A 22,294-nucleotide genomic window follows, 5' to 3' on the forward strand; every position below is an offset into this window, starting at 1 on the left:
GCGGTCGGCGCCGATCCGATGCCATCAATTCTGCTGGATCGAGATGCCCTTGTCGTCGATCTTGAGCTCGACGCCCTTCGGTTTGGTCTGTTCGCGATAGACATAAATACCGAGCGCGATGACCACGACGACGAGCGCGCCAATGACGAGATAGAGCGTATTCTGTTTCATGGCGCGCTCTTTCGGTTGTCGAGCTTCAAGCTCGTTTCAGGACCTTGACCAGCACCAGCAGGATGATGGCGCCGATCGTAGCGTGGATGATGGAGGCGAGAACGCCGCCGCCGATGGAGAAGCCGATCCGCGGGAACAACCAGCCGGCGATGAACGCGCCGACGATGCCGACAATGATGTTGCCGATCAGGCCGAAGCCGAAACCGGACACGATGAGACCGGCGAGCCAGCCGGCGATGGCACCAATGATGATGAAGACGAGCAGGCTTTCAGCACCCATAGCGATTTCCTCCGAGCAAGAGGACGACGGCGAAGCGGAAAGCTCCGAATCGGCCTCGATATCAACGACTTCAGGCTATTCGAAAGCAGCCAGCCTCGCCAGCGGCGCGCTCACTGGTCGTCATCATCGCTCGCGACAGGTCGCCAGCTGGTCGGCTCGACCTTCTTTTGCGTATGACTGTCGGTGTAGACCCACCAGCCGTCGTCGCGATATTGCGCCATGGATTCGTTGATGACGCCGTCGCTGTCCTTCCAGGTGACGGAGACCTTGGAGCCGTCCCTCGGCGCGGTCGAAATCGGCTTTCTGTCCGCCATGTCATCCCCCCTTTTAAACCGACAAGACTGAGCCGACAGAACGCGGCGGCCCGCATCTGGTTCCAAAACGGCCGCCGGCAGCAGATCTTCGCCAAACCCATCAGCTGTGGGCGAAGATATCCTCTTCGCCCCAGCCCATGAGGTCGAGTTTGGCACGCGTCGGTAGGAAGCGGAAGCAGGCATCGGCCTCCTTTGTCCGCCCGTCTCGCGCCAGCCGCCCGGCCAGCACATCGCGCAAACGGTGCAAATAGAGCACATCGGAAGCGGCGTATTCGAGCTGTTCGGGCGACAGCGTCTCGGCCGCCCAGTCCGACGATTGCTGCGCCTTCGACAGGCCGACGCCGAGAAGCTCGAAGCAGATGTCCTTCAGCCCGTGCCGGTCAGTGTAGGTGCGGGTCAGCCGCGAGGCGATCTTGGTGCAGAACACCGGCTCGGGCATCACCCCGAACGCATTGTAGAGCACGGCAAGGTCGAAGCGCCCGTAGTGGAACAGCTTGGTTACGCCACGATTTCTCAGCAGGCTGACGAGGTTCGGCGCCTTCTTCTGGCCCGGCGCGATCTGGATCACGTCGGCTGTGCCGTCGCCCGGCGAGATCTGCACCACGCACAGCCGGTCGCGATGCGGGTTGAGCCCCAGCGTCTCGGTGTCGATGGCCACCCCGCCGACATTGTAGTGCGAAAGGTCGGGCAGGTCATGTTTGTGGAAACGGATGTCGGCCATTGTCTTCTCCGGTCGAGCCTTGGGCGTCCCTTGACCGGCAAGGGACGCCGCGGCGCTTTATCTCGTGGCCCCGTCCTCGCTGTGATCCGCCGAAAAATCAACAGAAAGTTGCGTTCCCGCCACGTCAGCGGGTTAGCGCCTCCAGAATCCGCGCCCAGGAGCGCTGGCCCTTGTGGAAGGAGCTCAGCTCGTATTTCTCGTTGGGCGAGTGGATGCGGTCGTCGTCGAGGCCGAAGCCGACCAACAGCGATTCCATGCCGAGATAGGTCTGGAAGTCGCCGACCACCGGGATCGAGCCACCGCCGCCCGTCGTCACCGCCAGCTTCGGCCATTCGTCGGAGAGCGCGTTCTTGGCCTTGGCCAGGAACGGCGAGTCATAGGAAAGCTGGATTGCCGGCGAGCCGCCATGCGGGTGGAATTCGACCGAACAGTCGGCCGGAATGCGCTCCTTGACGAATTTCTGGAACGCGGCGCGGATCTTGGCCGGGTCCTGCTTGTGGACGAGGCGGAACGAGACCTTTGCCGAGGCTTCCGCCGCGATCACCGTCTTGAAGCCCTTGCCGGTGTAGCCGCCGATGATGCCGTTGAACTCGGCGGTGGGCCGCGCCCAGGTCAATTCCAGCACCGAGCGGCCCTTCTCACCCGACGGGATCGACAGGCCGACAGGTCCGAGGAAGGTCTCGGCCGTTTCGCCAAGCGTCTCCCATGATTTCAGGATCTGCGACGGCGTTTCCTCGACGCCGTCATAAAAGCCCGGGATGGTGATGTGGCCGTCCTTGTCGTGGATATCGGCCAAAACCTTGGCCAGGATGCGGATCGGGTTGGCGGCGGCACCGCCATAGAGGCCGGAATGCAGGTCGCGGTCGGCGGCCTTTACCGTGATCTCCTCACCGACCAGTCCGCGCAATCCGACGCAGATCGACGGCGTGTCGCGGTCCCACATGCCGGTATCGCAGACCAGCGCGAAATCGGCCTTGAGTTCGTCGGCATTGGCCTCGAGGAACGGCTTCAGCGACAGTGAGCCGGACTCTTCCTCACCTTCGAACAGGATGGTGATGCGGCACGGCAAATTGCCATGCACCTGCTTCCAGGCGCGGCAAGCCTCGACGAAGGTCATCAGCTGGCCCTTGTCGTCGGCCGAACCACGCCCGGTGATCACCTTGTGGCCGGGCTCGACCTCTTTGACCGCGGGCGCGAACGGATCGCTTTCCCACAATTCGATCGGATCGACCGGCTGCACGTCGTAGTGGCCGTAGAACAGCACATGCGGCGAGCCGGCTGGCCCGTCATGATGCGCAACCACCATCGGATGGCCGGGCGTGTCGCGCACGCTGGCGTCGAAGCCGATCAGCTTGAGCTCCGCCACCAGCCATTCCGCCGCCTTGCGGCAGTCGGCGGCATAGGCCGGATCGGTGGAGATCGACTTGATCCTGAGCAGGCCGAACAGGCGCTCAAGGCTCTGGTCGAGATTCTTGTCGAGGCGATCGAGAACGGGAGAAACTGCGGACATTTGTGAAGCCTTTCGATTCAGTGCCGGAACCGTAAAGGCAGACCGGGCAAACGAAAAGCCCGGGACGATTGGACCAAGGCCCGCCATGCCTGTCGAACGACAAAAAAAGACCGCCGTGGTGGAGGGGGAACCACGGCGGTCTTCTACTCGAAACGATGCGGCAGCCCGGAGAGGGGGGATAGGCTGCCGCAAGTGTCCGGGATAGGCGGGGGACGGGCCTTGCTCCGGACTCGGCGAAAACTGCCGATGACCCTTATTTGTGTCTTTGAACGTGGCGATTCAAGGGCATGAAAATTACACTTTTGTAACATGGGCGTGAGCAGGCCGGCCCGCAGCCATTCTGTCAGGGTGTTGCCGGAACCGGTGGGTGCCGGTGCCTTTGGCATGGACCGCAGCATCGAGCCGCGCTATCCCTGCCGACATGAAAAAAGGCGATCATCTCTTCCTTATCGACGGCTCCGGCTACATCTTCCGTGCCTATCACGCACTGCCACCGCTGACCCGCAAATCCGACGGCCTGCCGGTCGGCGCCGTTTCCGGCTTCTGCAACATGCTGTGGAAGCTGATGCTGGATGCCCGCAACACCGATGTAGGCATTGTGCCGACGCATTTCGCCGTTATTTTCGATTATTCCTCGAAAACCTTCCGCAACGATCTCTACCCCGAATACAAGGCCAACCGCTCGGCGCCGCCGGAAGACCTGATCCCGCAATTCGGCCTGATCCGCCAGGCGACCAGGGCGTTCAACCTGCCTTGCGTCGAGATCGAAGGCTACGAGGCCGACGATCTCATCGCCACCTATGCCAGGCTCGCCCGCGAAGCGGGCGGCGACACCACCATCATCTCCTCCGACAAGGATTTGATGCAACTGGTCGGCGACACGGTCGGCATGTACGACCCGATGAAGGACCGCCAGATCGGCATTCCGGAAGTCATCGAGAAATGGGGCGTGCCGCCGGAGAAAATGGTCGACCTGCAGGCGCTGACCGGTGACTCCGTCGACAATGTACCCGGTGTGCCCGGCATCGGGCCGAAGACGGCCGCGCAGCTGCTCGAGCAGTTCGGCGACCTCGACGGCCTGCTGGCCCGCGCGGGCGAGATCAAGCAGGACAAAAGGCGGGAATCGATCATCGCCAACACCGACAAGGCGCGCATTTCACGCCAGCTGGTGACGCTGAAGAATGACGTGCCGGTGACCGAGGGGCTGGACGACTTCGTCCTGCACGCGCCGGACGGACCGAAGCTGATCGGCTTCCTCAAGACCATGGAATTCACTTCGCTGACCCGCCGCGTGGCGGAAGCGACCGGCACCGAGGCCGGTGATGTCCAGGCCGTTGCGGTGACCGTCGAGCGCGCCGATAGCGCGCATGGGCCTGATGTTGGATCGGGAGCGCCGGCCGTTGCCCGAAGCGCGGCCGGCACCGAACTGGGCCAAGCTGGCGGAGCGACAACCACACCGGCGACGGAAACGCCAAAGCAAGGCGACACCCCTTCCCTGCTGGCCGCGCTCCGGTTGGAGAGCGCGGCCACCCGCAAGATAGATACGTCAGCCTATCACTGCATCCGCGATGTCGCGACCTTGCAAGCCTGGGTCGCCGAGGCGACCGAGACCGGCCTTGCCGCTTTCGACGTCAGGGCGACGTCGGCCGATCCGATGCAGGCCGAGTTGATCGGCATGTCCATCGCCACCGCGCCCGGCCGCGCCGCCTACATTCCTTTTGCCCACAAGAGCGGCAACGGTGACCTGCTCGGTGGCGGCACGGTCGAAAACCAGATCCAGCTTCGCGAGGCGCTGGCCGTGCTGAAACCGCTATTGGAAGACAAGTCGGTTCTCAAGATCGCGCAGAACCTGAAATACGATCTTGTCGTCATGAGCCGTTATGGCATCGATGTCGCGCCTTTTGACGACACCATGCTGATTTCCTATGTGCTCGATGCCGGCACCCCTCATGGTCACGGCATGGATTCGCTTGCCGAGAAATGGCTTGGTCACACCCCTCTCCAGCTCAAGGACGTGACCGGCTCCGGCAAAAGCTCCGTCGGTTTCGATCAGGTCGACATCGGCAAGGCGACCGCTCATGCCGCCGAAGACGCCGATGTGACGCTGCGGCTCTGGCTGGTGCTGAAGCCGCGGCTTGCCGCCAAGGGGCTGGTGTCGGTCTATGAACGGCTGGAGCGGCCGCTGGTGCCGGTACTGGCGCGCATGGAACAGCGCGGCATCTCGGTCGACCGGCAGATCCTGTCGCGGCTCTCGGGCGAACTGGCGCAGGGCGCCGCTCGCCTCGAAGAAGAAATCTACCAGCTCATCGGCGAGCGCATCAACATCGGCTCGCCAAAACAGCTTGGTGACATCCTGTTCGGCCGCATGGGCCTGCCCGGAGGTTCGAAGACCAAGACCGGGCAATGGTCGACCTCGGCGCAGCTTCTCGAAGACCTCGCCGCCGAAGGCCATGAACTGCCGCGCAAGATCGTTGACTGGCGCCAGCTGACCAAGCTGAAATCGACCTATACCGACGCGCTGCCGGGCTTCATCCATCCGGACACCAAGCGCGTCCACACCTCCTACGCGCTTGCAGCGACGACGACGGGCCGGCTGTCATCATCCGATCCGAACCTGCAGAACATTCCTGTGCGCACCGCCGAAGGCCGCAAGATCAGGACCGCCTTCATCGCCGACAAGGGCAACCGGCTGGTCTCGGCCGATTACAGCCAGATCGAGCTGCGGGTGCTCGCCCATGTCGCCGAAATCCCGCAACTGCGGCAGGCCTTCGCCGACGGCGCCGACATCCACGCCATTACCGCGTCGGAAATGTTCAACGTGCCGGTAGTGGGCATGCCTTCGGAAATCCGCCGTCGCGCCAAGGCGATCAATTTCGGCATCATCTACGGTATTTCCGCCTTCGGCCTCGCCAACCAGCTGTCGATCCCGCGCGAAGAGGCCGGCAATTACATCAAGAAGTATTTCGAGCGTTTTCCCGGCATCCGCGACTACATCGAAGAGACCAAGGCCTATGCCCGCGAGCACGGTTTCGTCGAAACGATCTTCGGCCGCCGCATCCACTATCCTGATATCCGCTCGTCGAACCCGTCGCTGCGCGCCTTCAACGAGCGCGCTTCGATCAACGCCCGCCTGCAAGGCACCGCCGCCGACATCATCCGCCGCGCCATGGTGCGCATGGACGAGGCGCTGGAGAAGGCAAAGCTGTCGGCCCGCATGCTGCTGCAGGTGCATGACGAGCTAATTTTTGAAACGGTCGAGGCGGAAGTCGAGGCGACGATCCCCATCGTGCGCCACGTCATGGAAAACGCGGCGATGCCGGCAGTGTCGATGTCGGTGCCGCTGCATGTCGACGCCCGCGCCGCCAACAACTGGGACGAGGCGCATTAGCGCCAACTCAAGGTGCGTTGAGATTCAGGTCAGGCCGAGCCGGAGTCGAAGACGGGCGCAAAGCGACCAAACTGATGGCTCCCGAGAACCGGAGCGGCGCGTACTTTTGGGCACGTGAGCACCGGAAGCGCAGGGAGCCACCATTTGCAGGCCGGCATCACCTGAATATCAGCGCACCTTAAGCCGCCTCGGCCAGACACTTGGCACACGTCCCGCGAAATTCGATCACCGCCTTCTTGGCGGCAAAGCCCGTCGAGCGGACCCATTCGTCCAGCCGGTGGTCGACATCGTGATCGGACATTTCGGTGACTTGCCCGCAGGTGTCGCAGATGGCGAAGGCGGTCATCGAATGGCTGTGGTCATGCGGCTCGGCGCAGGCGACGAAGGAATTGATACTTTCCAGCCGGTGCACGAAGCCGGACTTCACCAGCGTGTCGAGCGCGCGATAGACCTGCAGCGGCGCGCGAAAACCGCGCTCGCGCAGCTGGTCGAGCAAGGTGTAGGCGCTGAGCGGCCCGCTGGCGGCCTCGAGTTTCTCGAGCACGCACAGCTGGTTCTTCGTCAGCACATCCCTTGCCGCCATGATCCTGTTTCCAACCTGTCTTGCGTCGCTTGCGCATCATTTCCGCGCGCAAACGATCCCTGTCCATCCAGATAGCGACGAACAGGCATTTTTGCTACTGTTTCCAACATCTCTGCCCGGGAGGCTATCGAGAACGCCTATCGTCGACCGGAGTGGGATAACAGGCGGGCTGCTCTGCGATGCAACATTCAAAATACTGACAAAATCCTCGGCAAGAGTTGCCGCGCTTGGGAAATTCGATCGGGCTTGGGGAAGCAATCATGATCAAATTGACGCGGCGGACGCTGCTGGTCGGCACGTCCGCGCTGACGATGGCCGGGATGGTGTCGTTCAGGACCATGGCTGCATCGCGCACGTATCATGCGCTGCTGGTCGCCTGCACCGAATATCCGAACCTGCCACAGAGGAACTGGCTGATCGGGCCGAAGAACGATGCCGGCCTCGTCCACGAGTACCTGTTGAAGAACGTGCCGGACCCGGTGCGGTTCGCGCCCGAGAATGTCACGCTGCTGGCCAAGGACGTCCCGGGCGCCAATGGCTTGCCGACCCATGCCGCGATCAAGGCCGCGCTGGCCGACCTCGCCGCAAAGGTGCAGCGCGACGATTTCGTCTATCTGCACCTGTCCGGTCACGGCGCCCAGCAGCCGGAGAGGGTCAAGGGCGACGAGACCGACGGGCTCGACGAGATTTTCCTGCCTGTCGACATCGACAAATGGATAAACCGTGATGCCGGGGTGCCGAATGCGCTGGTCGACAACGAGATCGGCGCCGCGCTCGACGCCATCCGCAACAAGGGTGCCTTCGTCTGGGTCGTGTTCGACTGCTGCCATTCCGGCACTGCGACCCGCGCCGTCGAAGTCGACGACGAAATGGAGCGCAAGGTCGAGTTCGCCGACCTGGTCGGCGGCAGCGAAGCCGAGCGAGCCGCTGCGATCAAGGCCTATGACGAGGTGACATCCGCCGCAGGCTCGCGCGGCGTCGACGACAACGGCACGCGCAAGCCCGCCTTCAACCTGACGCCAACCGGCGGCGAACCGATCACCAAGGGCAAGCTGGTCGCCTTCTATGCCGCCCAGACGGTGGAGACGACGCCGGAGATGCCGCTGCCCAAGGGCACGACGGATGCACCACGGTTCGGTCTGTTCACCTTCACCATCCTGTCGAAACTGGCCGAGAATCCCAACATCACCTATCGCCAGCTCGGCCAGGCCGTGCTGCAGCAATATTCGGCCGACAGCCGCACGCGGCCGACACCGCTGTTCGAGGGCGAACTCGACGCACGCGTGTTCGGCACCGACAAGACGGACGCGGTCATGCAATGGCCTGTTGTCATCAAGGACGGCGACGCGACGATCGGCGCCGGCCTGTTGCATCGCCTCACCCCCGGCAGCAAGCTCGCCATCCTGCCGTCGGCGCTGTCGCAACTTTCCGACGCGGTCGGTTATCTCGAGGTGCAGTCTGCCAAGAACCTGGAGAGCCGCGTCAAGCCGGTCGAATTCGACAACAAGCCGGCGCTCAAGCTCGCCGACATCCCCGCCAATGCCTATGCGCGAGTGGCCGAGATCGCCGTCGACTACAAGCTCGTCGTGGCGCGGCCGGCGGCGACCAAGGGACTTGAGAAGAAGGAAACTGCTCTGGTCAATTCGGTTCTCGACGAATTGGCCACGGCCAAGGAGACCGGCTTCAACATCGAACTGGTCGACCCCGGCAAGAGCGCCGAGCTTCGCTTTGCGGTGATGCGCGAGAATGCCATTGCCGGCGCCGCCAAGGACGCGACCGACAAGCCGGCGCTATGGTTCCTGCCAGCCTCAGGCGACGTGACCTTGAAGGATGGCAGCAAGCCGCCGCTGATCATCATCCACATGGATGACCGGAAAAAGCTGGTCGAGGCGACAACGAGGAATCTGCGCACCATCTTCCGTGCCACCGGGCTTTCGCGGCTGGCGGCGGCCTCCGATTACAAGCCCGAGGACGTCGACGTCCAGTTCCAGGTCAAACGCCGTGACAAGGACGGCCTCGAACCGTTGCAGGCTTCCGTGGTGCCTCGCGTCTCGCCGGGCGACGAAGTGCATGTGCTGGCAAAGAACGGCTCTGATCTGCTGGTCGACATCAACGTGCTCTATGTCGGCAGCGACTATTCGATCACCCACATCGTTGCCGAGCGCCTTGCGCCGCAAGCCACGCTCGAGGAGGGGCTGCTGGCCTTCACCGACACCAGCTTCGGCATGGAAAGGATGATCGCGGTTTTGACCGAGGCGCCGCCGGAGAGCGAGAAGGAGGATCTGAGCTTCCTGGCGCAGGATGGCGTTGCGTCCATGACGCGCGGGCTAGGCCCTGCCAGCTTCACCGACATGCTGACCGATATCGGCATGGCGCCGGCAACCCGCTCGGTGATGCGGCTTGCCGACAAGAGCGGCCCGAAGGGCGCGGTGATGATCTTCCCGATGGAGACGGTGCCACGCGCCTGAGCGAATGCCGGCACAAGAGCCGGCTCTTGCGCGATCGGCGCGATATGAGAACATTCCCGGCAGGCGCAATGGCGCATGATGGCCGGATGAGGCGGATAGGATCGATTGTGAAGAATTCTATTTTTTCCTGGCGTGGAGCGGTGGCCGGCCTTGCTGGTGGTCTGCTCCTGATCGCCAATGCTTCGGCGGACGAGGCCTGCGGTCTTTGTGTCAAGCAGATCGTCACCAACTCCGAACTGGCAACCTGTTTTCTCGATCAGTACGACCAGATCGCCAAAAGCAGCAGCGGCGCCGTTGTCGTCGATCTCAGCAACTGCGCCTCGCGCGGCGTGGTCGAGGCGCTGCCGTCACCGAACAAGGGGGTGGCGGAGCCCGACGTGCAGTTCATGATTTCGCGCCTGCAGCTGGAATGCCTGAAAAAGAAGCTGGAGGCGCCAGGCATCGTGCTGGATCCTTCCGCCATCATCGATCTGGACAGCTGCCAATGAAAAAACCGGCGGGCAACACCAGGCAGACGGCAGCTGCCGCCCCCGCGAAGGCGCCGGCCACGGAGCCAGCTTTGCCGGAAACCACCGAGGGTTTTCCGTGGCCGAGCAGCCACGAGATCAAGAAGGAGGCGAACCCGTTCACCGACCGCGACTGGCGCATGCTGATCTATGCCTGGTCGGGCCTGCTGGTGCGTCTGGCTATCATCTTCACCTTGATGTTCTCGATCTACCAGTTCCTCGCCAACCAGGAGCAGAAGCGCGTCGAGCAGACCATGTCGCTGGTTGAGCTCTGGGAAACCAAGGACTACCAGCAGGCGCAGCGCGCGCTGAAAGATCGTCTTGCGGCCCTCAACGCCAAATACGACAATCTGCTCAGCGCCAACCCCTCGCCGACCGAGGAGCAGGTGTTCCGGCAGCGGATCGGCATCGAGGCGATGACCGCCAGCGGTGGCGACATGCCACTCGCCGATTTCAGCGAAAATTTCGACCGCATCGTCTATTTCCTCAACCGCCTGTCCTTCTGCATCGACGGCGATCTGTGTTCGCGCAAGGTGACCGACGCTTATTTCCGCGACTATGCCGTCTCGTTCTGGAGTTATTTTGCCGGCTATGTCGACAAGCAGCGCAAGGCGGGTTCACCCACTTTCGCCACGGCGATCGAGACCTATGTGCGCAATGGGCAGCCCGCGGCCGAAGTCAAATAGCGATGGGAAAAGCAGCTCGCCGCCTCATGCGCGCCTGCTGCAGGCTGGCCATGGCCGGTGCGCTTGTTATCGCATCGGCTGCTCGCGCCGAAGAGGCGCCTGACTTCCACCTCGATCTCGACACCGGCGGCCACAGCGCGCAGGTCACCGACCTCGCCTTCACGCCCGACGGAGAGAACATCGTCTCGGCATCGAACGACAAGACCATCCGCATCTGGGATTGGCAGAGCGGGGTGACACTGCGCACCATTCGCGGTTATCTCGGCAATGGCAGCGACGGCAAGATCTTCGCGGTCGCGGTCTCGCCGGATGGCAAGACGGTCGCCGCCGGCGGCTATTTCGGCGCCAGCCTCGGCGACAAGCCGCCTTATGGCGATGTCAGACTGTTCGACTTCGCCACCGGCAAGATGAAGGCCGTGTTGAAGGCCACCGACTACGCGACCTACGACCTCGCCTTCTCTCCCGACGGAACGATCCTGGCCGCCGGTGGCGCCGACGGCGTGGTCTATCTCTGGCGGCTGGACGACAAATCCGTGACCGGCTGGACGCTGGACAAGAAGCTCGATGCCGATTCCTGGCACATCGACAAGCTCGCCTTCGTTGCCGCGGGGACCCGGCTGGCGGCGACCACCACCGACAACGGCATCCGGCTCTGGGACGTCGCGAAGGGCGAGGAGATCGCCTTGCCGGCCGAAGCCGAGCCGCTGCGGGATATCAGTGTCATGGCGCTGGCCGTGTCGCAGGATGGCAGCCTGTTTGCCACCGGCAGCAAGGACGGGCAGGTCCAGCTCTGGCACGCTGCCGACGGCACGCTGCTGCGCGCCATGCCAAAGCAGGATTTCCTCATCGGCTCCCTGACCTTTGCCAAGGGGTCGCGGCTGGTCGCCTCCTGCGGCTATCGCTGCGCCGACAGGCATCGCTCCATCGTCTGGAACACCGACACCGGCGAGAAGGCGCTCGACTACACCGGCCATGACGGCACGGTTTATGCCAGCACCGCCAATGCCGACGGCTCGCTGGTGGCAACCGCCGGCGGTACGCGCAACGCCATCCAGGTCTGGGACCCCGCGACCGGCGAGCGCAAGGCCCTGCTGCAGGGATTGGGCGAACCGGTGACCGCCGTCGGCATCGATACGGCGAACGACGTCATCGCCTGGGGCAATGCCAACCCTTGCCCCGAGCGCGTGTCCTGTCCGGAGGAACAAGGCGCACTAGACAACAGGTTGGTGCTGCCCACCGCCGAGCGTTTCTTCGACGACCCGCAGCCGCTTGCGGAGCCGGACTCGTTTGCCCGCGCAGCATTGACAGACGGCCAGTGGTCGCTGCGCACCAGGGAGGGAGGCAAGGACGCGCTGGAAAACGCGGTGCTGGAGATCGCCAATGGCAGCAAAATGGTGCGCAGCATCGAGAACGATGCCACCAAAGGTTTTGTCCATTCAGCCTACACGCTGATCGACAATGGCCTTGGCCTGATCACCGGCGGCAATGACGGCACGCTGATCGAATACAGGACGGCGACCGCGAAAGTGTCGGGCGAATTCACCGGCCATACCGGCGAAATCAACACTATGGTGGCTTCCGAGAAAGCCGGCCTGCTGGTTACCGGCAGTGCCGACCAGACGCTCAGGCTCTGGAATCTGAAGACGCACGAGCTGATCGTGTCGATGTTCTTTGCCGGCTCGCAATGGATCGCCTGGATGCCGCAGGGCTACTACTATTCCTCCGATGAGGGCGACAAGCTGATCGGCTGGCAGGTCAACCAGGGCCGCGACCATGAAGGCCGCTTCATCCGCGCCGGCCAGTTGAAGAAATATCTCTGGAGCCCGGAAATGGTGCGCCGCGCGATCATCCTGCGCAGCGCCAAACAGGCGGTCAGGGAGATGCGGCCAGGCGTCGACAATGAGCTGCAGAAGCTGCTGCAGCGCAAGCCGCCGGAGTTCGACATCGGCCTCGCCGAAGACCAGAGCAAGGTCCGTGACGGTTATGTCGCCGTCGAAATCACCGGTGCCAGGCAAGCCGCGACCGATGTCGCCGGCTTCTCGATCCTGTCGAACAGCCGCAATGTCGGCGACGTCACCGCCCGCTCGGTGGACGGCAACAGCACCATTGTCGAGATACCGGTCGAGAATGGCGAAAACACCATCCGCATCACCGGCACCAACGAATTCGGTTATCTGACCGAACGCAGTGTGACGGCGCTGGCAAGAAAGACCGAGAAGGCCGAGGCCAAGGGCAAGCTCTATGTCGCGGTCATCGGCGTCGACAAATATCCGTTCCTGACCGACGCCTGTTCGGGCCACGCCTGCGACCTGCGCTATCCCGTCGATGATGCCACCGAGTTTCTCAAGGTGATTTCGCAGAAATCGGCACCGCTGTTCTCATCGATGGAGACGCTGGTTCTGGTCAACCGTGAAGCGCTCGACGAGGCCCCCGACAAGGCCAAGCAGACCTACGCCGTCGCCAGCGCCGACACCGTCATGGAGCCCGACTCCGACACGATCGACGACCAGCTTGCCGATTTCCTCGACAGACCGGGCGAGCACGACACCACCATCATCTTCGTCGCCGGCCACGGCATCAACATCGACGAGGACTATTATTTCATCCCGACCGACGGCCGCAAACAGGATGCCGAGCGCTGGAAGCGCTCCTCGCTTGTCGACTGGTCGGACATCCAGAAATCGGTCGAGCGGGCCAAGGGCATGCGCTTCATGCTGCTCGACACCTGCCATGCCGCCAACGCCTTCAACCCGCGCCTGGAAAAGGACGCGCAGGACGCGCGCATCGTCGTGTTTTCGGCCACCGCCGCCAACAACACCGCAGCCGAACTGCCCGAACTTGGGCCACGGCGTGTTCACCTATTCGATCCTCGAGGGCCGTCAGCCGCACCACTTCGCGTGAAATGTAGTCGGCAAGGCCGAACAGCGTGACGCCGCCGTCGGACGTCCTGGCCTTGCCGCGCAGCATCCTTGAACAGCGTGGCGTCGTCGAAGCAAAAGCCGTTCTATTATGTCGGCGGCGTGGAGAACATTGTGCTCGCCGAGCCATGAGGGGACTAGGTCTGCGCCCAGGCAAACTGCCGGTCAGCGTTCTGCTGACCTTGATAATTATTCTGCTCGCCCTCCCTCCCTCTAAAGCTTTTGCCGTGCCTATCGTATGCCCGCAAGGCACCAACAACTTCCCGCCCTTCTACGACGACGCCATCGCCAAGGTCGCGGATGTCGAGCCTTCCAACCAGCGGCTGACCGGCATCACCGTTCCGCATCACCTTCTGGCTGCCGACCTGGTGGCGCTGGGTTTCCGGGCGGCGTCCAGCTTCCGCTACAAGCGGATCGTCATCCTGTCGCCGGACCATTTCCACAAGACGCACAAATTGTACGCCACCACGCTGCGCGGCTTCGATACCGTGCTTGGCCCGGTGGCGGCCGACGCGCAAGCGGTGCGCCAGCTCGAAACGCACGGTGACATGGTCGAGGAATCCTGCCTGTTCGACAAGGAGCATGGCGTGCGCGCCATGCTGCCTTTCCTGCACCATTACTTCCCCGAGGCGAAAATCGTGCCCGTCGCGATGTCGGTCAAGGCGCGGCGCGGCGACTGGGACAGGCTGGCCGAGGCTCTGAAGCCGATCGTCGACCAGGACACGCTGATCGTCGAATCCACCGACTTCTCGCACTATCTGCCGCAGCACGACGCACGGCGCTTCGACCAGCAGACGCTGAACATGCTGGCCGCCGGGTCGCTCGACGGCATCGCATCCCTTCGCCAGCCGGATCACGCCGATTCCGTTGGCGCGCTCTACATCCAGACCAGGCTGCAGCGCGAGTTGTTCGGCGCCCAGCCGCTGGTCGTCGCCAACGAGAACTCGCAGGAGCACACGTCGGACTATGTCGAGCGGACCACCAGCTATGTGGTGGCGCTGTTCGGCGCCTTCGCTCCCGGCTTCAACAACCCGACGCGACCGAAGGACAGGATCTACTATCTCGCCGGCGACGTGAATTTCGGCCGCGCGATGAAGAAGATTCTGGTTCGCGACGGCGTTGCCGACCGGATCGTCGACAGCGTTCTGGCCCTCACCGGCTCACGGCCGCTGATCGTCAACCTCGAAGGCGTCATCCTGCCAAACGTGCCGGAAGCGATCGACGATATGACGCTGGCGATGCCGCAAGACCTGGTTGTCGACATGCTGAGGAGGCTACATGTCGCCGGCGTCGGCCTCGCCAACAATCACGCCTATGATCTCGGCCCGTCAGGATATGCCGAGACGCTGCGCGCGCTGGACGAGGCCGGCATTGCCCATTTCGGTCAGGGCGAGACGCTGGCGCTTGCCGATCTCGATCTTGTCGGCCTGACCGACATCGACACCAACGGCTCGAAGAACACCGACCTGCTGACGCCTGCCCTGCTTGACCGGCTGCTGCACGAGGATGCCGAGCGGCCGGTGGTCGCCTTCGTCCATTGGGGCCGCGAATACAAGACCGAACCGTCGGCGCGTGAGGACATGCTTGCCGACCAGATGCGGCTGCGTGGCGTCTCGGCCATCGTCGGCGGCCATCCGCATGTGTCGAGCGAGGCGATTGTCCCGCTTGCCGGCGGCGATGTGGCGGAGGTCTATTCGCTCGGCAATTTCCTCTTCGACCAGAGCGCCGAGCGGTCGTCGGGATCGATGCTGGAACTGCGCGTCTTCGCCCAGGGCACAATCTTCACCCGGCTTTTGCCGCTGCCCAACTATTTCGAGATGGGCCGGAAATAGTTAGCCGCAGCCGACCATGTCGCGCGGCAGGTAACAGGCCGCCGGCTCGGTCTTGGTCTCGAACAACGACTGTTTCGGCCGGAAGTAGAAGAAGGTCACCGGCTTGCTCTCGCGCACGCTGCCGTCGGCAAAATGCGCGGCGATGCTGAAGCTATGGATCGACGACATCGACGACCACATCTTCAGCCGCGCCGTGTAGGCGCTGATCTTCTTGTTGCCACGCACCGGCATGGCGATGGTGTAGTCATGCTTGCCGATCGGGAACTCGATGTTCTGGTAGCGCATCGCTTCCGGCGTGCCACCGCCGCCATCGCCGCATTCGGCCATCGCTTCCGGCGTCTCCAAAACCGCCATGGTGATGGAGGTGCGGAACGGCTCGCTCTGCTGGTAGACATGACCTTCGTCATCCGCCCAGGAATAGTCGAACTTGCCGATCGCATTCAGCGTCATCGCCTGCTGCATATTGCCAAGATAGTCGGCGACCTCACCGAACTTGATCTTGTTGGTCAGCTGGCTGCGGCAGACATTGAGACTGTCCACCGAAGGACAGGGAAACCGCCCCGTCTCCAGGCTGGCGGTGTCGACGCCGGCCTCTGCGAGCACGCTCTTGATCGACACGTCGACGCCTTCGCCAAAACTGCCGACGTCCTTGCTGAACATGCGGCTGGGATCACCGGTCGGATTGCCTTCGTCATCGATCGTGGTGAACTGGATAGACATCTTCATGTCCTTGGCGTCACCCCAGCCATTGTTGACGATCGAGAAATCCGGACGGAAGCCGACGCAGCCGAAATGCTCCGATATCGACAGCATCGGCTTGCGGTAGGCATCGCTGGCGGCGACCTTCATTTCCAGACTGTCGAGCTTGACCCTGGATTGGTCTGATGTCTTCAGGTCGACCTCGGCAAAGGCCGGCGCGTCCTCCCAGTCCTTGCCTTCATAGACATTGCTGGTGGTGACCTGGCCGGTGCCGTTCCAGCTGTCATTATACTGGTCCGCCTGCGGATAGATCGCGATATCCTCATCGCGCGCCAGATGCTGGTACTGCATATCGGATTGCTGGGTCATGCGCTGGTCGACCGCGACGCCGATCTCGACCTTGTCGGCGTCGCCGCCGCCGGTCTGCGCCTTGAGCAGCCCGCCGACCCTGGCATCGGCCAGCACGTCGGGGCGGGAGCCACCAACCTGCTTGCCCATTGCCCATTGCGACTCGTAGACGGTGCCTCCGGCCAGTCGCGTGCGGCCCTTGCCGTTCTTCAACCCGTCGACAAATGAGCCGGCAAATATCTCGCCGGTCTTCGACAGCAATCGGCCTTCACCATTCGGCACGCCGGCGACGAACTGCCCCTCATAGCGGTTGCCGTCGGCATCGACATGGATGCCCTTTCCGTTGAGTTCACCGGCCAGCCAATGCCCGTCGAAAACCTCGCCCGAGCGCAGCTCGAGCCGGCCTTGCCCGTCGGGCCGGCCATTCCGAACGTCACCGAAATAGCTGGAATAGATGGTTTTGGGATCATAGCTCGCCGAGCCGCGCACCCGCCAGACCAGCCTGCCCTTGCCGTTGATGGTGCCGTCTTCGGCGATCGTCCGGTCAGGTGACTGGCCGGCCGCCGGCTCCCAGACGAAGTCGAGATTCTTATCCGGATGAAAGTCCCACACACGGACCATCCTGCGCAGCACCGAGCGCGTGTCTGCCTGGTAGAGGATCTGCACCCGTACCGCCCACGCGCCACCGGCAGGTGCGGTCGCCGGATCGGCGAAGGCCGGCGAAAGCATCAACGCGGCCAGCATCGATGCGGCCGCGATCCCGAACACTGCCCTTGCCCGCGCCATCCCTTGAGCCCCTTTGGATGCCAACCCCTTGGCCCCTTAAGCGTAGTCGGCGAGCCGGCCTCGTGCAAGAGAAGCCGCATGGGAAGCATCGGCATGAAAAAGGCGGCGGGATTGCCCCACCGCCTTATCTCCACAGTGAATGCGCAGCGATTATTTATACAGGCTGTTGATCCACTGGATGTTGGCTGCGTTCAGGCGCACGGCGGTGTTCGCGTCGGGGCTTTCCGCCACGTTGACACCGGTGATGATGCGCTGCTTGGAGTTGTTGTCATAGGCATAGACCGAGCTGCCGCTCGACCCCGGGAACGTGTCGCAGTCATACTGGAAATATTCCGGGGCGATGTTTTCGGCGTGCACTTCGCAGTTCGCCTTCCACATCGTGCCCATCGGCTTGTCGCCGGGATAGCCGACGAGGTTGGCGGTGAAGTCGCCAAGATCGTCATAATTGGCATAGCCCAGCCAGCCGAGGTTGGTGCCGACGTCCTGCTTGAGGGTTATGATGCCGAGATCCCACGGGATGACCGAACCATAATAGCCCTGGTAGTTGTCGATGAAGCCCTGCAGCACATAGGCGCTTTCAAAGGTGAAGGCACCGAACGGTGCGTCGTCGGCAGTGCTGCCGTTGAGGCCTGGCACGAACAGATACTCGGAGAGCCAGTCCTTGTCCTCATGGCTGTAGAGGCAGTGCGCCGCGGTGAGCACGGTGCGCGGGCCGATCAGCGTTGCCGAGCAGCTGCCATAGCTGCCCGTCTTCGCCGATTTGGCTTCGAGATAGCCGATTGCCGAGAACGGATAGGTCTTGGTGTTCTTGACCTGCTCGCGATCGTCGGTGCCGAAAACCTGACGACCGGCTTCGCCCTCGCCAAGGTCAGGATCTTCGGTCTTGCGCGGAGCCGCGTCTTTTCCGTTGGCCGGCGCATTCAGTTCCTTGATGATAAGGTCCCGCAACGCTTCGCTCGGCTCGATCTTGATCTCCTTGCCATCGGCGGAACGTCCGACGATGCCATAGGATTTGACAGCCGTTGCCTCGTCAGCAAGCGGCGCAGCGCGGCTGTCTTCGTCAGTCAGCTTCGGCGACGCGATTGGTTTTGCCCGCCCGGGCTTGTAGTCGCCTGAAGTTACGTCCCGCATGCTTTCACCATTGCCGGCGCTGGCGGAGCCAGGATCGGCGGCGAAAACAGGGACCGTCCACATTGCAGTGGAAAGCAATGCGGACGCAATGATAGCGTTTGTCAGTTTTGTCATGGTGAGACTCTCCCAAAAGTCAGCAAGGACTGGATCAAAATACAGAAATATTGTCGAGATCGTGGTGAAGTCGAAAAATGAGTTTGGTTACCGGTACCTGAACCTGATCATCACCCCATGCGGTCTGTCGAAGGCCCCCGCCAAAGACATCCGCGCCGGTATACTGCCTAAATTAATACAACATTGGAATGACAATTCGCTTCCACGTAGCCCGTGGGGGGCTATAGGGTTTTGAACGGGTTCCGCACGGGAACGCAATCCGCGAAGCAACGCCTGACTTGCTGGCGACTGTTTGGTTGATCATGCGCCGGGGGCTGGCTCGTTCGGGAACGTGTCTCAGGAGGATTTCAGGTGCACATCATCCATCGGTTCAGGCCGATCGCCGCCGCGTCGGCGCTCGCCATCGCCTCGGCTCTTGCCACCGTCAGCGCCAGCCAGGCGGATGACACAGCCAGGCCCGAAGCGGCGGTCTCGCCGATGAAACGCGTTGCGGATGCCAAGGCGAAGGCTGCGGCGGAAAATCCCGACGGCGCCGATCGCGTCTATGGCGGCAACCAGGCCGAAAAGGGTGCCTATCCATTTCAGGTCGCGCTGCTCACCACCGACAGGCTGGACGAGAACCCGGCCTCGCAGGCCAACGCACAATTCTGCGGCGGCAGCCTGATCGCGCCGCAATGGGTGCTGACGGCAGCCCACTGCCTCAACGACAAGGGCCAGCCGATTTCGCCTGACTCCGTCACCGTGCTGACCGGCGCCACCGATCTCAGCGAGGGCAAGCGCCACAAGGTGGTGGAGGTCATCGTCAACGAGGGCTACAGCGAGCAGACGCTCGACAACGACCTCGGCCTGCTCCGCCTTGCCGAACCGGCCGACGCGCCGACCATCAAGGTCACCCATGACGCCACACCCGATGCCGGCAAGACCACCGTCACCGGCTGGGGCAAGATGCAGGATGGCACTTTTCCAACCGCGCTGATGGTTGCCGACCTCGACCTGCAGCCGAACCAGGCCTGCAACAGCGGCATCAAGGCGATCTATGCGCATGATCTGAAGGCCGCACTTGGCGATCTCTCTCACCGTATGCGTTATTCGGAGAAAGGCATCGACGCGGCCGCCACTGCGATTGCCGCCGACATGACCGACCCGCTGACCGGCAACATGATCTGCGCCGGCACCACCAGCGGCGTGCGCGATGCCTGCAATGGCGACAGCGGCGGCCCGCTGTTCATGACCGGCGCCGACGGTCCGGTCCAGGTCGGCGTCGTCAGCTGGGGCGAAGGCCCGGCGGACGGGAGTGCGGCCTGCGGCCACAAGGATGCCTACGGCATCTACACACGGCTGGCCAACTACACCGGCTGGATCGAGGCGAAGATGAAGACCTCAGCTCCGGCTCCGGCCAAACCCAAGGTGGGACTAGGCACCGCCCAGAAACCAGCCACACCCTGAAGCGACAGCATTTCGCTTCACATGAAAAACGGCGGGAAGGGTTCCCGCCGTTTTATTTTGCCGGCTTAACGAGCGAGCTTACTTTCTCGGCGGGCCTTTGCGCTCGGCGGAAGCCGCCCACAGGTTGATGTCGGACTCGCGCGCATAGCTGTCGATCTCGGCAAGTTCGGCATCGCTGAAGTCGAGCACCTTGAGCGCGCCAACGCAGTCCTCGACCTGCTCCGGCCGGCTGGCGCCGATGAGTGCCGAGGTCACCTTGCCCTTGCGCAGCACCCAGGCCAGCGCCATCTGCGCCAGTGTCTGGCCGCGCTTGCCGGCGATGGCGTCGAGCGCCTTGATGTTGGCGATGGTCTTGTCGTTGATGAAGGCTGTCTTCAGCGACTTGCCTTGTGAGGCGCGGCTGCCTTCGGGGATGCCGCCAAGATATTTGTCGGTCAGCATGCCTTGCGCCAGCGGCGAGAACACGATCGAGCCGACGCCGAGCCCTTCGAGCGTATCGAGCAGGCCGTCTTCCTCCACCCAGCGGTTCAGCATCGAATAGCTCGGCTGGTGGATGACGCAAGGCGTGCCAAGCTGCTTCAAGATATCGGCGGCCTCACGCGTGCGCTGCGAATTGTAGGATGAGATGCCGGCATAGAGCGCCCTGCCCGAGCGCACGGCATGGTCGAGTGCGCCCATCGTTTCTTCCAGCGGCGTATCGGGATCGAAGCGGTGCGAATAGAAGATGTCGACATAGTCGAGCCCCATCCTCTTCAGGCTCTGGTCGAGGCTGGCCAGCATGTATTTGCGCCCGCCCCATTCGCCGTAAGGCCCAGCCCACATCTCGTAGCCGGCCTTGGTCGAGATGATCAGCTCGTCGCGATAGCCGGCGAAATCGGTGCGCAGGATCTCGCCGAAAGCGGTCTCGGCCGAGCCGGGCGGCGGGCCGTAATTGTTGGCGAGGTCGAAATGCGTGATGCCGAGGTCGAAGGCCTTGCGCGCGATCGCCTGCTTGGTCTTGTGCGGTGTGTCATTGCCGAAATTGTGCCACAGCCCCAGCGAGATCGCCGGCAGCTTCAGGCCGGAGCGACCACAGCGGTTGTAGATCATGTTCTCGTAGCGGTTTTCGGCGGGGATGTAGGGCATGGGAAAATCCTCAAATGGAAGCGAGCCAGTCGGCTGCCATCACGACAACGCGGCGAGTCGGCTCTGCCCCTCACCCTTACCCTCTCCCTGCCGGAACGGGGAGAGGGTTGAGGTGCGCGGTCTACTTCTTCTTCGCCAGCAGCGCCTTGGCTTCCTCGACGCCAAGTGCGGCCGGCCGTTCGCAACTGGTCTGCATGGCGACGAACTTGCCGGTTTCGCCGGAGCGCAACAGGCCGGTCATCACGTCGACGGCATGCAGCGCGAGTTCCATGGAGCAACGGTGCGGCCGGCCTTCCGCGATCGCCACCGCCATGTCGGCGAGGCCGGCGGTACGGTAGTTGGCCATCATGCCTTGCGAATGCATCTCGTTGGGAACGCCGAACGGGTGCTTCCATTTCGGCAGCTTCTTGACCGGCTTGCTGTCTTCGGTGAAGCGCACGTCGCCACCGAAGAAATTCGGATCCGGCACGAACACCGTACCCGTCTCGCCATAGAGTTCCATCGGCGCGTGACCATGGGCCCAGACGTCCCAGCTGGTGTTGAGCGTGATCACGGCGCCGTTCTCGAACTCCAGCAGGCCATGGATGGTCGTCGGCGTGTTGACCGGAATCTTTTCGCCCGCGCGCGGCTTTGAACTGATGGTGCGTTCCTTGGCCGGCGTCGACGCGAAGGCGGCGACCTGTTTCACCGGTCCGATCAGCTGGATCAGATTGGTGATGTAGTACGGGCCGATGTCGAGCACCGGTCCCGCGCCCGGCTGGAAGAAGAAGTCGGGATTGGGGTGCCAGTGCTCCATGCCGTGGCCCATGACGTGGCACGTGCCGCTGGTGATCTTGCCGAGCTTTCCGGTGTCGATGAGCTCTCGCACCAGCTGATGCGCGCCACCCAGGAACGTGTCGGGCGCCGAACCGATGCGCAGGCCTTTCGCCTCGGCGCGTTTCTTCAGGTCGAGCCCTTCCTTGACCGACAGCACGAAGGGCTTTTCCGAATAGACGTGCTTGCCCGCGTCGAGCACCTGCTTCGACACCTCATAGTGCACCGCCGGGATGGTCAGGTTGACGATGATGTCGATGTCGTCGGCCTTGAGCAGATCGTCGACGGTCTCCGCGCGCAGCTTGAACTCCTTCGCGCGAGCCTTCGCCGCATCCATGTTGATGTCGGCGCAGGCCCGCATCTCGATGCCGCGAAACAGCGGCGCCAGCGAAAAATACGCCTTCGAGATGTTGCCGCAGCCAATGACGCCGATGCCAAGTTTCTTTGCCATGCTG

General features: G+C 62.9%; 17 protein-coding genes. 7 read left to right on the forward strand and 10 right to left on the reverse strand.

Features of this window, described 5'->3' with window-relative positions; all coding sequences use genetic code 11:
* Positions 1 to 24 precede the first annotated feature (24 nt).
* From B5V02_RS36620 to B5V02_RS36640, 5 genes are all read right to left on the reverse strand, one after another.
* The gene (locus B5V02_RS36620) at positions 25 to 171 is read right to left on the reverse strand and encodes a hypothetical protein (protein WP_013529552.1); all 147 of its coding nucleotides are present in this window, start codon (positions 169 to 171) and stop codon (positions 25 to 27) included.
* 25 nt (positions 172 to 196) lie between these two features.
* The gene (locus B5V02_RS36625) at positions 197 to 451 is read right to left on the reverse strand and encodes a GlsB/YeaQ/YmgE family stress response membrane protein (protein WP_111548817.1); all 255 of its coding nucleotides are present in this window, start codon (positions 449 to 451) and stop codon (positions 197 to 199) included.
* Positions 452 to 561: 110 nt separating this feature from the next.
* Positions 562 to 765, reverse strand: a complete 204-nt coding sequence (locus tag B5V02_RS36630; RefSeq protein WP_111548818.1) for a hypothetical protein — start codon at positions 763 to 765, stop codon at positions 562 to 564.
* A gap of 100 nt (positions 766 to 865) precedes the next feature.
* A complete protein-coding gene (locus B5V02_RS36635; RefSeq protein ID WP_111548819.1) occupies positions 866 to 1,486 on the reverse strand; it encodes a ribonuclease D in 621 nt (206 codons plus the stop codon).
* A 124-nt stretch (positions 1,487 to 1,610) separates the two neighbouring features.
* The gene (locus B5V02_RS36640) at positions 1,611 to 2,996 is read right to left on the reverse strand and encodes a M20/M25/M40 family metallo-hydrolase (protein ID WP_111548820.1); all 1,386 of its coding nucleotides are present in this window, start codon (positions 2,994 to 2,996) and stop codon (positions 1,611 to 1,613) included.
* 421 nt (positions 2,997 to 3,417) lie between these two features.
* Here B5V02_RS36640 and polA point away from each other — a divergent pair, with 421 nt between their 5' ends.
* Positions 3,418 to 6,384: a DNA polymerase I gene (gene polA, locus B5V02_RS36645; RefSeq protein WP_167458811.1), complete on the forward strand. Its 2,967-nt coding sequence runs from the start codon at positions 3,418 to 3,420 to the stop codon at positions 6,382 to 6,384.
* Between the two features lie 178 nt (positions 6,385 to 6,562).
* On the opposite strand, the gene B5V02_RS36650 is transcribed toward polA, so the two are convergent.
* Positions 6,563 to 6,967 (reverse strand): Fur family transcriptional regulator, encoded by a 405-nt coding sequence (locus B5V02_RS36650; protein ID WP_095084745.1) that lies wholly within the window; start codon positions 6,965 to 6,967, stop codon positions 6,563 to 6,565.
* A gap of 260 nt (positions 6,968 to 7,227) precedes the next feature.
* Between B5V02_RS36650 and B5V02_RS36655 the strand changes: the two genes are divergently transcribed.
* The 5 genes from B5V02_RS36655 to amrB all read left to right on the forward strand — a co-directional run bounded on the left by B5V02_RS36655 (position 7,228) and on the right by amrB (position 15,377).
* Complete coding sequence (locus B5V02_RS36655) at positions 7,228 to 9,435, forward strand: caspase family protein (RefSeq protein ID WP_111548821.1); 2,208 nt, start codon at positions 7,228 to 7,230, stop codon at positions 9,433 to 9,435.
* Positions 9,436 to 9,542: 107 nt separating this feature from the next.
* Positions 9,543 to 9,923 (forward strand): hypothetical protein, encoded by a 381-nt coding sequence (locus tag B5V02_RS36660; protein ID WP_111548956.1) that lies wholly within the window; start codon positions 9,543 to 9,545, stop codon positions 9,921 to 9,923.
* Complete coding sequence (locus B5V02_RS36665) at positions 9,920 to 10,627, forward strand: DUF4760 domain-containing protein (RefSeq protein ID WP_111548822.1); 708 nt, start codon at positions 9,920 to 9,922, stop codon at positions 10,625 to 10,627. Before B5V02_RS36660 ends, B5V02_RS36665 begins: the two co-directional genes overlap by 4 nt.
* Positions 10,628 to 10,677: 50 nt before the next feature.
* Positions 10,678 to 13,557: a WD40 domain-containing protein gene (locus B5V02_RS36670; protein WP_245446372.1), complete on the forward strand. Its 2,880-nt coding sequence runs from the start codon at positions 10,678 to 10,680 to the stop codon at positions 13,555 to 13,557.
* 215 nt (positions 13,558 to 13,772) lie between these two features.
* Complete coding sequence (amrB, locus tag B5V02_RS36675; RefSeq protein WP_245446373.1) at positions 13,773 to 15,377, forward strand: AmmeMemoRadiSam system protein B; 1,605 nt, start codon at positions 13,773 to 13,775, stop codon at positions 15,375 to 15,377.
* Here amrB and B5V02_RS36680 read toward each other — a convergent pair whose 3' ends face one another.
* On the reverse strand, positions 15,378 to 17,210 hold the full coding sequence (locus tag B5V02_RS36680; RefSeq protein ID WP_111548824.1) for an MORN repeat-containing protein: 1,833 nt from the start codon (positions 17,208 to 17,210) through the stop codon (positions 15,378 to 15,380).
* 150 nt (positions 17,211 to 17,360) lie between these two features.
* Complete coding sequence (locus B5V02_RS36685; RefSeq protein WP_111548825.1) at positions 17,361 to 18,455, reverse strand: trypsin-like serine peptidase; 1,095 nt, start codon at positions 18,453 to 18,455, stop codon at positions 17,361 to 17,363.
* A gap of 351 nt (positions 18,456 to 18,806) precedes the next feature.
* Between B5V02_RS36685 and B5V02_RS36690 the strand changes: the two genes are divergently transcribed.
* Positions 18,807 to 19,901, forward strand: a complete 1,095-nt coding sequence (locus tag B5V02_RS36690) for a S1 family serine peptidase (RefSeq protein ID WP_111548826.1) — start codon at positions 18,807 to 18,809, stop codon at positions 19,899 to 19,901.
* A gap of 78 nt (positions 19,902 to 19,979) precedes the next feature.
* Here the strand turns inward: B5V02_RS36690 and mgrA are convergent, their stop codons facing one another.
* Positions 19,980 to 21,026, reverse strand: coding sequence for an L-glyceraldehyde 3-phosphate reductase (gene mgrA, locus B5V02_RS36695; protein ID WP_111548827.1), 1,047 nt, complete (start codon positions 21,024 to 21,026; stop codon positions 19,980 to 19,982).
* 121 nt (positions 21,027 to 21,147) lie between these two features.
* Positions 21,148 to 22,290, reverse strand: coding sequence for a Gfo/Idh/MocA family protein (locus tag B5V02_RS36700; protein ID WP_111548828.1), 1,143 nt, complete (start codon positions 22,288 to 22,290; stop codon positions 21,148 to 21,150).
* Positions 22,291 to 22,294 lie beyond the last annotated feature (4 nt).

This window comes from Mesorhizobium kowhaii, from assembly GCF_003253745.1.
GTDB lineage: Bacteria > Pseudomonadota > Alphaproteobacteria > Rhizobiales > Rhizobiaceae > Mesorhizobium > Mesorhizobium kowhaii.